General features: G+C 67.5%; 12 protein-coding genes. 5 read left to right on the forward strand and 7 right to left on the reverse strand.

Annotation, left to right across the window (positions count from 1 at the left end):
* Positions 1–4: 4 nt before the first annotated feature.
* Positions 5–502 carry a potassium channel family protein gene (locus V5G24_RS21695; RefSeq protein WP_394083355.1) on the forward strand — a complete coding sequence of 166 codons (498 nt, stop codon included), beginning with the start codon at positions 5–7 and terminating at the stop codon, positions 500–502.
* Here the strand turns inward: V5G24_RS21695 and V5G24_RS21700 are convergent.
* Both V5G24_RS21700 and V5G24_RS21705 read right to left on the reverse strand, forming a co-directional pair.
* On the reverse strand, positions 441–1,229 hold the full coding sequence (locus V5G24_RS21700) for a DUF72 domain-containing protein (RefSeq protein ID WP_394083353.1): 789 nt from the start codon (positions 1,227–1,229) through the stop codon (positions 441–443). The two genes, V5G24_RS21695 and V5G24_RS21700, sit on opposite strands and share 62 nt — an antisense overlap.
* A gap of 16 nt (positions 1,230–1,245) precedes the next feature.
* Positions 1,246–1,710: an Lrp/AsnC family transcriptional regulator gene (locus V5G24_RS21705; protein WP_394083352.1), complete on the reverse strand. Its 465-nt coding sequence runs from the start codon at positions 1,708–1,710 to the stop codon at positions 1,246–1,248.
* 143 nt (positions 1,711–1,853) lie between these two features.
* On the opposite strand from V5G24_RS21705, the gene V5G24_RS21710 reads away from it, so the two are divergent.
* On the forward strand, positions 1,854–4,256 hold the full coding sequence (locus V5G24_RS21710; RefSeq protein ID WP_394083351.1) for a thiamine pyrophosphate-binding protein: 2,403 nt from the start codon (positions 1,854–1,856) through the stop codon (positions 4,254–4,256).
* Between the two features lie 61 nt (positions 4,257–4,317).
* Here the strand turns inward: V5G24_RS21710 and V5G24_RS21715 are convergent, their stop codons facing one another.
* Positions 4,318–4,776: a MarR family winged helix-turn-helix transcriptional regulator gene (locus V5G24_RS21715; RefSeq protein ID WP_394083349.1), complete on the reverse strand. Its 459-nt coding sequence runs from the start codon at positions 4,774–4,776 to the stop codon at positions 4,318–4,320.
* 172 nt (positions 4,777–4,948) lie between these two features.
* Here V5G24_RS21715 and V5G24_RS21720 point away from each other — a divergent pair, with 172 nt between their 5' ends.
* From V5G24_RS21720 to V5G24_RS21730, 3 genes are all read left to right on the forward strand, one after another.
* Complete coding sequence (locus V5G24_RS21720) at positions 4,949–5,428, forward strand: nuclear transport factor 2 family protein (RefSeq protein ID WP_394083348.1); 480 nt, start codon at positions 4,949–4,951, stop codon at positions 5,426–5,428.
* Complete coding sequence (locus V5G24_RS21725; protein WP_394083346.1) at positions 5,428–5,985, forward strand: TetR/AcrR family transcriptional regulator; 558 nt, start codon at positions 5,428–5,430, stop codon at positions 5,983–5,985. The genes V5G24_RS21720 and V5G24_RS21725 overlap by 1 nt, the downstream gene beginning before the upstream one ends.
* Positions 5,986–6,115: 130 nt before the next feature.
* On the forward strand, positions 6,116–7,573 hold the full coding sequence (locus V5G24_RS21730; RefSeq protein WP_394083344.1) for an FAD-binding oxidoreductase: 1,458 nt from the start codon (positions 6,116–6,118) through the stop codon (positions 7,571–7,573).
* A gap of 34 nt (positions 7,574–7,607) precedes the next feature.
* Here V5G24_RS21730 and V5G24_RS21735 read toward each other — a convergent pair whose 3' ends face one another.
* From V5G24_RS21735 to V5G24_RS21750, 4 genes are all read right to left on the reverse strand, one after another.
* Entirely contained in the window at positions 7,608–8,831 is a 1,224-nt protein-coding gene (locus V5G24_RS21735; RefSeq protein WP_394083342.1) for an MFS transporter, read from the reverse strand.
* 63 nt (positions 8,832–8,894) lie between these two features.
* A complete protein-coding gene (locus tag V5G24_RS21740; protein ID WP_394083340.1) occupies positions 8,895–10,943 on the reverse strand; it encodes a SpoIIE family protein phosphatase in 2,049 nt (682 codons plus the stop codon).
* Complete coding sequence (locus tag V5G24_RS21745) at positions 10,943–11,773, reverse strand: hypothetical protein (protein ID WP_394083338.1); 831 nt, start codon at positions 11,771–11,773, stop codon at positions 10,943–10,945. The genes V5G24_RS21740 and V5G24_RS21745 overlap by 1 nt, the downstream gene beginning before the upstream one ends.
* Positions 11,763–12,509, reverse strand: coding sequence for a hypothetical protein (locus tag V5G24_RS21750; RefSeq protein ID WP_394083336.1), 747 nt, complete (start codon positions 12,507–12,509; stop codon positions 11,763–11,765). Before V5G24_RS21750 ends, V5G24_RS21745 begins: the two co-directional genes overlap by 11 nt.
* Between the last annotated feature and the right edge of the window lie 15 nt (positions 12,510–12,524).

Genomic DNA, 12,524 nt, shown 5'->3' on the forward strand with positions numbered 1-12,524 from the left:
GCAAATGCCAGGCGAACTTTTGATCGGATTGTTCATCAGCCTGGTGAATGTCGCGCTTCAAGCGCTCGCGAGCGTGGCGCTGATCACCGCCATGCGGCGCCTGGCGCATGGGCGCAGCCTGAAGCGCCGCTATGTGATCCTACAGATAGGCATGGTGCTCACCGGCACCATGCTCACCGCCACCCATCTCGTCCAGGTCGGCGTCTGGGCGATCGCCTACGACCTGCTGGGCGCGGTCAAGGACGGCCGCGACGCCTATTATCTGGCATTCGTGAACTTCACCACGCTCGGCTATGGCGACATCCTGCCGACGCCGGAATGGCGGCTTCTCGGCCCGGTGACGGCGGCCAACGGCATGCTGATGTTCGGCTGGTCCACGGCGATCCTGTTCGCCGTGCTCACCCGCATCACCGACATGCTGGGTTTCCTGAAGGATCCGGTCAGCAAACACGCGCCAGCAAAGCCTGCGCCGCCGCCGGCGCACGGACCTTCGCCCCATTGATCATGTAGACGAACACATCGCGCGGGCCCTTGGCGGGTGCTTTGGCGGCGAGGGGCTTCAGATCCTTCGGCACCTTCCCTTCCGCCCAGCTCGCCGCCCGAGCCGCCCATTGGTCGAGGGCCTTGGGCTCATAGCCGGTCTCCACTTCCTCCCGCGCGTCCTGAAGGCGGGCATAGACGAAATCGGCCGTGATATCGGCAATGGCGGGATAGCCGGGCTTGTCGGCATAGATGATCGCCACCTTGTGCTTCGCCGCCAGCGCGACGAAATCCGCCGTGCAGAAGCTCTCGTGGCGCACCTCGACCGCATGGCGCAGCTTCACCCCGTCGACGCTCTCTGGAAGGAGGGCGAGGAAAGCGGCGAAATCCTCCGGGTCGAAGGCTTTTGTGGGCGCGAACTGCCAGTTGATGGGGCCGAGCTTCTCGCCCATCTCGGCGATGCCCCCGTCCACGAAGCGCGCGACGCTCTCGCCCGCCTCCGCCAGCACCCGGCGATGGGTACAGAAGCGCGTCGCCTTGAGCGCGAACACGAACCCCTCCGGCACCTGGTCCGCCCAGCTTTTATAGGTCTTGGGCGTCTGCCCGCGATAGAAGGTGCCATTGATCTCGATGGAGGTCACCGCCCGGCTGGCGAATTCCAATTCCTTGGCGTGCTTGAGCCCCTCGGGAAAAAACGTGCCCCGCCAAGGTTCGAAGGTCCATCCCCCGATGCCGACGCGAATGGCCATGGCGCGCTCCTTTCATTCAGATCAAGGGCAGGACGTTGGAATATTTCACCTGCTCCAGGGCGAAGGACGATTCGATGGAGGCGATGCCTTCGACCCGGGTCAGCTTCTGCTTCAGGAAGCGTTCATAGGATTCCAGATCGGCCACCACCACCCGCAAAAGGTAATCGCGCTGGCCGGTCATGAGGTAGCATTCCAGCACCTCGGGCCAATGGCGGATGGCGGCGGCGAAGGCATCGAGCGCGTCTTCGCGCTGGCGCTCCAGCTTGATCGAGACGAACACGCTCACCGGCAGGCCCACCGCCCGCTGGTCCAGCACCGCCACATAGCGCGTGATCAGCCCTTCTTCCTCCAGATGCCGCACGCGGCGCAGGCAGGGCGAGGAGGACAGCCCCACCCGCGCCGCGAGCTCGGCGATGGTGATGCGCCCATCCTCCTGGAGGGCGGACAGGATCTTGCGGTCGAGCAGGTCCATGAGGCGCATGTTTCGTGCGTAGGAGGAGAACGAAACGGCAGGATACGCTAAACATTGCTCCGCGCGAGCCTCAAATAGGCGATTTTCACCCCCCATCGAAGCGTAATCTTCACTCCTGGCACCGCCGGTGCGGCGGCCGAGGAGATGAGACCATGACCCAGGCCCGCGACGCGACAGACCTCGCCATCCTGGCCGAGCTGGAGCGCAAGGTGCTCTGGCTCGCCAGCTGGACCATCCATAACGCCAACCATCTGCGCCCGAGCGACGACGGGCTGAAGGTGGGCGGCCACCAGGCCTCCTCCGCCTCGCTCGCGACCATCCTCACGGCGCTCTATTTCCGCGTGCTGCGGCCGCAGGACCGCGTCGCGGTGAAGCCGCACGCGAGCCCGGTGTTCCACGCCATCCAATATCTGCTGGGCCACCAGACCCGCGAGAAGCTGGAGGCCTTCCGGGCATTCAAGGGCGCGCAATCCTATCCCTCGCGCACCAAGGACACGGACGACGTGGATTTCTCCACCGGCTCGGTCGGCCTCGGCGTCGCGCAGACGCTGTTCGCCTCGATCGCCCAGGATTACGTGCGCGCCCACGGTTTTGCCCCGGAGCGGCCGGAAGGCCGCATGATCGCTTTGGTCGGCGATGCCGAGCTGGACGAGGGCAATGTCTTCGAAGCCCTGCTGGAGGGCTGGAAGCACGATGTGCGCAACACCTGGTGGGTGGTGGATTACAACCGCCAGAGCCTGGACGCCGTGGTGCGCGAAGGGCTGTACGAGCGCTTCGTCGGCATTTTCGAAGCCATGGGCTGGCAGGTGGTGATCCTGAAATACGGCTCGCTCCAGCAGGCTGCCTTCGCCGAGGCCGGCGGCGCGGCGCTGAAGGCCTGGATCGACACCTGCCCGAACTCGGAATATTCCGCCCTCACCTTCCAGGGCGGCGCCTCCTGGCGCAAGCGCCTGATGGACGATCTCGGCGACCAGGGCGAGGTCTCTGCCCTCATCGCCCGCCGTTCGGATGCCGAGCTTTCAGCGCTGATGACTAATCTCGGCGGCCACGACCTGCCGAGCATCATCGCGGCCTTCGAGAGCATCGACCACGACAAGCCGGTCTGCTTCCTCTGCTATACGGTGAAGGGGTTCGGCCTGCCGCTCGCGGGGCACAAGGACAATCACGCCGGCCTCATGACCACCGCGCAGATGGACGTGCTGCGCGGCGCCATGAAGATCCGCGCCGGGCATGAATGGGACCTGTTCGAGGGGCTGGGGACGCCGCCGGCGACGCTCGATGCGTTCCTGAAGAAAGTCCCGTTCGCGCAGGAAGGCACCCGCCGCTTCACCGCGCCGGCCCTGCCGGTGCCGGCGCTCACCACGCCGCCCAATCCCACCCTCTCCACCCAGGCGGGCTTCGGGCTGATCCTGCAGGAGCTGGCGCGCGGCGACAGCGATCTGGCCGCGCGCATCGTCACCACTTCGCCGGATGTGACGGTCTCCACCAATCTTGGCCCGTGGGTGAACCGGCGCGGCCTGTTCGCCGAGCGCGAACTGTCCGACGTGTTCAAGCGCGAGCGCATTCCCTCCACCTTCAATTGGGAGTTCTCGCCCAAAGGCCAGCATCTGGAACTGGGCATCGCCGAGATGAACCTGTTCCTGGCGCTCTCCGCGCTCGGCCTCTCGCATTCCCTGTTCGGGGCGCGGCTGATCCCGATCGGGACTTTGTACGATCCCTTCATCTGCCGCGGGCTCGATGCGCTGAATTATGCCTGCTACCAGGACGCCCGCTTCATTCTGGTCGCCACCCCGTCGGGCGTGACGCTGGCGCCGGAAGGTGGGGCGCATCAATCCATCTCCACGCCGCTGATCGGCATGGCGCAGGACGGGCTGGTGGCGTTCGAGCCGTGCTTCGTGGACGAGCTGGCGGTCCTGATGGGCTTTGCCTTCGACTATGTGCAGCGCGACGGCACGGGCGGGGACGACGCGCGCAACGGGCTGAGCGACGAGGCCGGCGGCTCGGTCTATTTCCGCCTCTCCACCCGCCCGCTGGAGCAGCCCAAGCGCACCCTCACCGAAACCCAGAAGCGCCATATGGTCGACGGCGCCTATTGGCTGCGCGAGCCCGGCCCCAATTGCGACGTGGTGATCGCCGTGCAGGGCGCCGTGACACCGGAAGCCATCGAGGCCGTCGGCCTGATCGCCGAGGACCGGCGCGATGTGGGCCTGCTCGCCGTCACCTCCGCCGACCGGCTGAACGCGGGCTGGACGGCCGCCGCGCGGGCGCGGGAACGGGGCCTCGTGCACGCGCAGAGCCATGTGGAACGCCTGCTCGCCCCGCTGCCGCGCCATTGTGGGCTGGTGAGCGTGATCGACGGCCATCCCGCCACGCTCGGCTGGCTCGGCTCGGTGCACGGCCACCGCCAGCGGGCGCTGGGCGTGGAGCATTTCGGCCAGACCGGCACCATCGCCGATCTCTATCGCGCCCATGGCATCGACAGCGCGGCCATCGCGGCGGCGGCGCAGGCCGTCGCGCCCGGCCGGCCGCTGCGCCACCTCAAGGCGCTCGGCTGAAGGGCGTTCGGCTGAGCCGTGCTTCGTTCGAGATGCGCTGCCCGGCGTTGAAGGGGCGCGCTCAGGTCCGGGCGGCGTCCGGGCCTTCATAACGATCCAGCGCGGCCCGCAGGGAGACGATCTCGGCCTGAAGCCGGATCAGCTCCTCGATGCTCTTGCCGGTCGCCGCGAAGATGCAGCTCGGCACGTCCCTGGCCTCCGCCTGGAGCGCGCGGCCCTTTTCGGTGAGATGGATCCGCACCTGCCGTTCGTCCCGGGTATCGCGTTCCCGCCGCACATGGCCGGCGGCTTCCAGGCGCTTCAGGAGCGGCGTCAGGGTGCTCGATTCCAGGAACAGGCTTTCGCCGATCTGGCCCACCGTCTGGCCGTCCCGCTCCCAGAGCGCGACCATCACCAGATATTGCGGATAGGTGATTCCCAGCCGATCCAGGATCGGCTTGTAGACACGGTTGAACGCGTGCCCCGTGGAATAGACGGCGAAGCACAGGAAGTCGCCGAGCTTCAATTGTTCTTGGTCCATGACCGGTCCTCGCGGGCGCAATGCCCTTAAGGCATCGTCCACATCCATATTAAATCGCACGCGATATAATGGCAAGCGATGCTGAGCCGGCTGGATTTCGCGCCGCTTGACAGGGTTTTCCGATACTTGTACCAATCAGTACATTAAAGACCATTCGGTACAGGAACAGATCATGTCCGAGGCGCCCGAACCCCGTCCCCCCTTCCCGCCCTTCACTTTCGAGACCGCCGCCAAGAAGGCGCGCGGCGCCGAGGATGCCTGGAATTCCCAGGATCCGGTCCGCGTCTCGCTCGCCTATACGCCCGACAGCGTGTGGCGTAACCGGTCCGACTTCTTCGCCGGCCGTCCCGCGATCGTCGAATTCCTCACCCGCAAGTGGCAGAAGGAGCAGGACTACCGGCTCATCAAGGAATTGTGGGCGTTCCACGAGAACCGCATCGCCGTGCGCTTCCAGTACGAATGGCGCGATGCGGAAGACCAGTGGTATCGCGCCTACGGCAATGAGAATTGGGAGTTCGACGCGAACGGCCTCATGCGCTGGCGCCAGGCCAGCATCAATGATGTGAAGATCGCCGCCTCCGAGCGCAAATTCCTGTGGCCGCAGGGCCCCCGCCCGGCGGATTATCCCGGCCTCACCGAACTTGGATTGTAATGGCGAAGATCGTCCACGAGCGTGAGGATGTGTTGCCCGCCCTCGGAGAAGTGTTCCGCGAACACGGCTTCGAGGGCGCGAGCCTGGCCATCATCCAGGCCCGCACCGGGCTCGGCAAAGGCAGCCTCTATCACTTCTTCCCCGGCGGGAAGGAGGAGATGGCCAATGCCGTCCTCGCCCATGTCGACCGCTGGTTCGAGGACGAGGTCTATCGCCCCCTGCGCGAGGATGAGGACGCCGCCGCCGCCATCGCGCGGATGATCGCCGCCACCGATGCCTATTTCCGGTCCGGCCAGCGCGTGTGCGTGGTGGGCGCGTTCGCGCTCGGCGAGACCCGCGAGCGGTTCGCCTTCGCGGTGGGGGATTATTTCGCCCGCTGGCGCGAGGCGCTGCGCGACGCGCTGGTGCGCGCCGGACGCGCGCCGGACGCGGCCGCGGACCTTTCGGAAGATGCGGTGCTCTCCATCCAGGGGGCGCTGGTGCTGTCGCGCGCGGTGAACGATACCGCCGTCTTCACCCGCGCCCTCGCCCGGTTGAAGGCCCGCCTCGGCGTCTAAACATTTATGAGAGAACGCGTTATCCGACCGGCTTGCGACGCAAGCTGATCGGCGCGGGCGCTAGATCTGCCCCAGCGCAAGCGGCCGCGACGCTCTTGCCCGGAACGCGCGCCTGTTCCAGTGTGCCGCGATGTCGAGCATCGCGCCCCCCCTCCGCCATCTCCCCGCCACCACCGTCGCCGGCGTCCTGGAGCGGATCGCCGACCGCATCGGCGCGCGCTATGTGGTGCCCCCCGGCCCCGAGGCGGCGCCCTATCTGGTGGAGACGCGCGGCCTGTTCCAGGGCGAGGCGCCCGCCGTTCTGCGGCCCGGAACGGCGGAAGAGGTCGCCTTCTGCGTCGCCCAATGCGCCGAGGCCGGCCTACCTTTGGTTGCCCAGGGCGGTAATACCGGCGTGGTGGGCGGGCAGACGCCATTCGGCGAAATGCTGCTCTCGCTGAACCGCCTCGACCGCATCCGCGACATCGACCCGACCGATCAGACCGCCACGGTGGAAGCCGGCTGCACGCTCCACGCGGTGCAGGAAGCCGCGCGCGCAGCGGACTGCCTGTTCCCCCTCTCCATCGCCTCCGAAGGCACCTGCCGCATCGGCGGGAATCTTGCCACCAATGCCGGCGGGGTCGCGGTTCTGCGTTATGGGAACATGCGCGAATTGACGCTCGGCCTGGAAGTGGTGCTGCCGGACGGGCGGCTCTGGAACGGCCTCTCGCGCCTGCGCAAGGACAATACCGGCTACGATTTGCGCGATCTGTTCATCGGCTCGGAAGGCACGCTCGGCATCATCACCGCCGCGACGCTGCGCCTGTTCCCGCGCCCGCGCCAGCGCTCCACCGCCTTCATCGGCCTGCCGAGCGTGGAAGCCGCGCTCGCCCTGTTCCGCCGCATGCGCGCGCTCGCCAGCGACAGCCTGACGGGCTTCGAGCTTCTGTCCGATTATTGCATCGAGACCGTGCTGAAGCACATTCCCGGCACGGTGCGCCCGCTCGGCCTGCGCCATGCCTATTACGTGCTGGCAGAACTGACCTCTACCCGCCTGGTGGACGATCTCGCCGCGCTCGCCGAAGGGGTGCTCGAACAGGCGATGGAGGTCGGCGAGATCGAGGACGCCGTGATCGCCGCGAGCGAGGCGCAGGCGCAAGCGCTGTGGAAGCTGCGCGAAACCCTGCCCGAGGCGCAGAAATTCGAGGGCGGCTCCATCAAGCACGATGTCTCCGTGCCGGTGTCGCGGGTGCCGGATTTCTACACCGAGGCGAGCCGCCTGTGCGAAGCGCATATGCCGGGGGTGCGGGTGTGCGGCTTCGGCCACATGGGCGACGGGAACATCCATTTCAACCTGAGCCAGCCGGTGGGCATGGACAAGGCGGACTTCATCGCCGAATGGGAGGCGTTCAACCGCCTCGTCCACGATCTCGTCGCCGCGCTCGGCGGCTCGATCTCGGCCGAGCACGGCATCGGCCTGCTCAAGCGCGAGGAATTGCGCCTCTACAAGGATCCGGTGGCGCTGGAGATGATGGCCGCGGTAAAGCGCGCGCTCGATCCGGCCGGGCTGCTGAACCCCGGCAAGGTGCTCTTGCCCGGCGCCAACTGACGGCGCCGGCCCTCGACCGGCGCCTGGGAGACCCTCAGGCGGCGTGCGGGGCGCCCTTACCCTTCACGCCGACCACGGTGACGACGGCGAGCGCCAGCGGGATCGCGGCGGCCATGAACACCACATGGGTCAGATGGTGATCCAGCAGCAGGCCATAGACCAGCGGGCCGATCAGCGAGCCGATGTCATAGCCCGAATAGACCACGCCGAACACCTTGCCGGTCGAGCCGGACGCGGCGGCGCGGCGCACCAGCACGTCGCGCGAAGGCATGGTGACGCCCACCGACGCCCCGATCAGCGTCAGCAGCCCCACGGCGGCCGCCGGCCCATAGGCGAGGAAGCCGAGCAGCACGCACATCAGCGCCGCGACCGAGAGGCCGATCATCGCCACCACATGATGGCGCGTGATGCGGTCGGCGAGCCAGCCGCCGGCGGCGACACCCACCGCCTGGCCGATCTGATAGGCCGTGACGGCGAACGCGGCGATGGCGGCGGAGACGCCGAAGCCTTCCTGCAAGGCGGCGATGGAGAAGTTCTGCACCCCCACCAGCGACATGGCGGACAAGACGAAATAGAGGAAGGCAAGCAGCACCACCGGCGTCATCAATATGTGCATGAAGCTTGGGGCGGGGCCTCCGGCAGGGTCCGCGCGGCGCTCGGCATGGGAGGGGGTGCGCAGCACGGAACGGGTGCACATCAGGCCCACGGCGACGCACAGGCACGCCACCCCGAGGATGATCAGCGCGGCGCGCCAGCCATAGGCGATCGCCAGCCCGCCCGAGACGATGGGCGAAAGGGCAAAGCCGATATTGCCGAAGATCACATGGGCGGCGAACGCGCGTCCGAGCCGCTTGCCGCCCACCCGATGGCTGAGAATCGACAGGTCGGCCGGGTGATAGACGCTGTTGCCGAGCCCGGCCAGCATGGCGAGCGGCAGCATGGCGGCATAGCTCGGCGCGGCGCCGAGCGCGGCGATGGAGGCCGATTGCAGCACGATGCCGCACAGCAGCAGCCGGTCGGCGCCGAACCGGTCCACCAGCACGCCGGCGAGCACCTGGCCGGCACCGGAGAACAGATAGAAAATGGAGAGGATGAGCCCGAGCTCGGTGAACGACACGCCGAGATCGTCCCGCATCACCAGGAACAGCGGGGCAAGGGCGAGTTGAAGGATGTGGCTGACGAAATGCGCGGCGCCCACGGCGCCGATGGTCGCAACTTCGCCCCGGCTGATCCGGCCGGGTTCCAGGGTCGTATGCACGGCGTCTCTCCTCGGCCCGCTCTTGAAGGGCGGGCTCTTCTTCTTCCGGGCGCGAACGTCCGGTCAGTACACCGCGTGTGATCCGCTGCCGCCGAAATAGCGCAGCGTCAGGCAGGTGATGTCGTCGGCCTGCGGGGCGCCGCGCTCGAACGCATGGATCGAGGCGAGCACGCGCTCGGCCACCTCCGGCACGTGGCCGGTATTGACCCCCTGGGACAGCAGGCTTTCCAACCGGCCCTCGCCATAGGGCTCGTCGTCGACGTCGAACGCTTCCGTGACGCCGTCGGTGAACAGGAACAGGGTGTCGCCCGGCGCGAGCTGCATCTCGTGCTGAACATAGACGAAGCCCTCCAGCACCGCGACCGCCATGCCGGCCGTGCTCGGCAAGGTGGACAGCGCCCCGTCGCGGCTGATGCGGTAGGGCAAATTGTGCCCGGCGTTCACGAAGCTCAGCCGGCCGGTTTCCAGGTCCAGCACGCCGTAGAACAGGGTCACGAACAGCATCTGCTCGTTTTCCACCGCCAGCAGATCGTTGAGGCGGCGCACGCAGCCGGCCGGCGAGCGCTCGAACAGGGCGGTGGAGCGCAGCAGGGTGCGGGAAATGGCCATGAACAGCGCCGCCGGCACGCCCTTGCCGGAGACGTCCGCCACCACGAAGCCGAGGGTGGATTTGTCGATCAGGAAATAATCGTAGAAGTCGCCGCCCACCTCGCGCGCCGGGGTCATGCTGCCGTCCACGGTCACGCGCGGATCGGGCGAGAATTCCTTTGGCAGGATCGCGAGCTGGACCTGGCGGGCGATCTCCAGCTCCTGCTGGAGGCCGGCGAGCTTGGTCTTGGTGATCAGGGCTTCGCGCAATTCCACCACCATGGCGGAGAGGCGGGTGTATTGCTCCACGATGCGGCGGGAGAGATCGTGCAGCACGCGCGCCACACGGCGCAGCTCGTCGTCATTCTCCTGCTGCTCGCCGGATTGGAGCAGCGCCAACACCTCCTCGCGGTCGCTGGCGTCCAGCGCGTCGGCGAGGGCCTTCAACTCGCGCGAGATGACGGTTTCCTGGCGGCGGCGGACCCGGTCGCGCTGGCGCCGGCTTTCGGCGAGCGCCTGCACGTTTCCGCGCAGGCCGACCACTGCCTCGGCGATGCGGCCGATCTCGTCCTTGCCGGTGCGCTCCAGCGTCACCGAGGTATCGCCCCGCGATAGCGCCTGAAGCACGTCGATGGCATCCTCCAGCGGCCGGAAGGAATACCACAGGAAGCCGTTCACCCCGATCACGCCGATCAACAGAAGGAGAATTCCAAGCCCTATCGCCCAGCTGCGCAGCATGCTCGCAGCTGCCCAGGCGGCGGTGGTGTCCTTCAGCGAGACGAGGCCGCCGATCACACCGCCATTGATGTCTTCCACGGGCACGTTGACCACGGAATAGGTCAAGGGCGCGAGCTCGATCCGCTCGTACAGCGCCTGGCGCGGCGCGACCACGGGTGCCGCCCGCGCCCACAGCGCGGCATCTGTGGTGGCGGCGATCCGGTCGCGCAGGGTCAGCAGTGTCGCGGCCGATTGGGTGCTGGCGGAGAAGCGCTGCACCGCGGAGGAGACGTCGCGCCCGAGCACGACCACCGCCCGCCCTGCGTTCTGGAGGGTGATGACGCGCGTCGCCACCACCATCACCTGGTCGGCGGCGGTGGACCGCAGGCCGCCGATGCGTTCGCCGGCCTGGGCGCGGTCGAGGCTGCCGGCGTCGAGGATGTTGCGCCCGGCGGCGAGGCCGGCGGAAAACAGGATTTCGCGGTCGGCGGCCACCACTTCGAAACTGAGCGCCGAATCGGTACCGACGCCGAGATCCGACAGGGCCGCCAGGATGCCCGAGCGATCGTTCAGCGCCAATGCAAGCCGCACCGGGCTGGAATCGACGATGCGTCCGAGCCGCTGGTCGAGTTCGGCCACCTGCACCGTGACAATCTCGCGCCACAGGGCGGATTGGCCGGAAATGGCGATGTCCGAGGTGCGGGCTTCCTCCAGCCGGTCGCGCACGATGCTCGCGCCCCAGAAGGTGGCGATCAGGGTCAGGAAGCCCAGAGCGACGATCAGCGTGATTCGGGTGCGCAGAAGCATCAGGAGCCGCGCCCCACCTTGGCCGACGGCGTCGGCTTGCGCGGCATCGCCTCGCGGCGGATGCGCTCTACATCGGCCCGCAGCGCGCCTTCAAAATCCACCGCCAGCAACTCCTCGGCATAGGCCTGCAACGCAAGCCATTTGTCCGCCACCCGGTGGACGCCGGCGCTGGTAGCCCGATAGGCGCGGGCGATCGCGCCCTGCCCCAGGCGCGCCGCGCCGGGCCCGCTGTCGAGCTCGCCCTCGGCGTTGCGGGCGAGCGCATCGGCGAGCCGAATGCGGCTCGTGGCTAAGGCCGAGCCGGCGAAAAAGGCGCCGCACAGGCCGGCGACGATGCTGCACGCAACCACCGCGAGCGCGAGCGGCAGATACGACGCAGACAGGGCGGTGGAGAGGGTGGCGGGGGCGGTGGTCACGTCCACCTGCCCGACCTGGATGCTATCCACCTGGATCGGCACGGAAACCGTTTCGCCGCCGGGGCTGGGACCGATGGCGAAGCGCGCCTCGCGCCCGTCGGGGCCGCGCAGGACGATGCGCGAGATGCCCGGCGTCTGTGCCATGGTGGCCGAAAGATAGGCCTCGACGCCCGGAAGCAGTTTCAGCGGGATGCCGAAGCGGGCCGCCTTTTCGAATTGCAGCGCGAGGGCGCGGGCGACGGACAGGCCGATCACATTGGCATCGCGCCGCGCGGTCTCTTCCACCTTCTGGGTGAAGCCGTTGAACATCATCACCCCGGCGCCGCCGCCGAGGGCGAGGGTGAGCAGGAACACGAACAGGCCCACAATGAAGCGGTCGCGCACCTTGGATAGGCGTGGCGATTTAATGGGCATCGTCGAGCGCCCCCAATTGCGCCAATCCCCGCTCGATCCGCTGCTCGCTCTTGGTCCAGGTTTCCTTGGCCTGGGCCGCCAGCAGCTCCAGCCCCTGGCCGGAGGCGTCCACGCCGGCTTCGCCGCGCAGCACCCGCGCGGCGCGGTCGAAGCTGCGGGTGACGGCATAGACGAAGGCGAGGGTGGAAAGCACGGCCAGCACCACCGCCCCGGAGGCGAGGCTGGCGGAGCGTTTCAGCAAATCGAAATGCAGCGCGTCGCCGCGCGCCTGGCGGGATTTGTCCGAGACGATCACGGCGATGCCGCCGGCGAGGCCGAGGTCGTTCTCGAAGCGGGTTCCGAACACCGTCTCGCCGCGCGTGTCGGTCTGCCAGATGCCGTCGTCCTTAAGCTTCTCCGCCCAGATCTCGGTCACGCTCTCCCCCACCGACCCGCGGTCGGTGCTGTAGACTGATTTGCCGGCGGCATTGAAGATGTCGATGGCGAGCACGGACGAATCACTCGCCTTCTCGCGCTCAATCCGAGACTGGAGCGGCGAAATCTGGTCCAGCGCGAGTCCGATGGAAAGATTTGCCTCGGTCGTGCTGCGCAACGCACCGAGCAGGCGCGAAACACGGGCTTCCTCGATTTCCGCATTCACCCGTTCGCCGGCAAGGAAAGCTCCGGCGGCCACCGCCGCGATGGTCAGCAGCACCGAGAAAATCACAACCAATACAAGGCGGCTCACGAATGGCATGAAAAAATGCTTATA

This window comes from Roseixanthobacter finlandensis (assembly GCF_043195105.2).
GTDB lineage: Bacteria > Pseudomonadota > Alphaproteobacteria > Rhizobiales > Xanthobacteraceae > NCEH01.

What these genes read in the sequence shown, in the direction of transcription:
- V5G24_RS21695 (WP_394083355.1), top strand. Translation starts at nt 5, where the DNA reads ATGCCAGGCGAACTTTTGATCGGATTGTTCATCAGCCTGGTGAATGTC.
- V5G24_RS21700 (WP_394083353.1), bottom strand. Translation starts at nt 1,229, where the DNA reads ATGGCCATTCGCGTCGGCATCGGGGGATGGACCTTCGAACCTTGGCGG.
- V5G24_RS21705 (WP_394083352.1), bottom strand. Translation starts at nt 1,710, where the DNA reads ATGCGCCTCATGGACCTGCTCGACCGCAAGATCCTGTCCGCCCTCCAG.
- V5G24_RS21710 (WP_394083351.1), top strand. Translation starts at nt 1,854, where the DNA reads ATGACCCAGGCCCGCGACGCGACAGACCTCGCCATCCTGGCCGAGCTG.
- V5G24_RS21715 (WP_394083349.1), bottom strand. Translation starts at nt 4,776, where the DNA reads ATGGACCAAGAACAATTGAAGCTCGGCGACTTCCTGTGCTTCGCCGTC.
- V5G24_RS21720 (WP_394083348.1), top strand. Translation starts at nt 4,949, where the DNA reads ATGTCCGAGGCGCCCGAACCCCGTCCCCCCTTCCCGCCCTTCACTTTC.
- V5G24_RS21725 (WP_394083346.1), top strand. Translation starts at nt 5,428, where the DNA reads ATGGCGAAGATCGTCCACGAGCGTGAGGATGTGTTGCCCGCCCTCGGA.
- V5G24_RS21730 (WP_394083344.1), top strand. Translation starts at nt 6,116, where the DNA reads ATGTCGAGCATCGCGCCCCCCCTCCGCCATCTCCCCGCCACCACCGTC.
- V5G24_RS21740 (WP_394083340.1), bottom strand. Translation starts at nt 10,943, where the DNA reads ATGCTTCTGCGCACCCGAATCACGCTGATCGTCGCTCTGGGCTTCCTG.
- V5G24_RS21745 (WP_394083338.1), bottom strand. Translation starts at nt 11,773, where the DNA reads ATGCCCATTAAATCGCCACGCCTATCCAAGGTGCGCGACCGCTTCATT.
- V5G24_RS21750 (WP_394083336.1), bottom strand. Translation starts at nt 12,509, where the DNA reads ATGCCATTCGTGAGCCGCCTTGTATTGGTTGTGATTTTCTCGGTGCTG.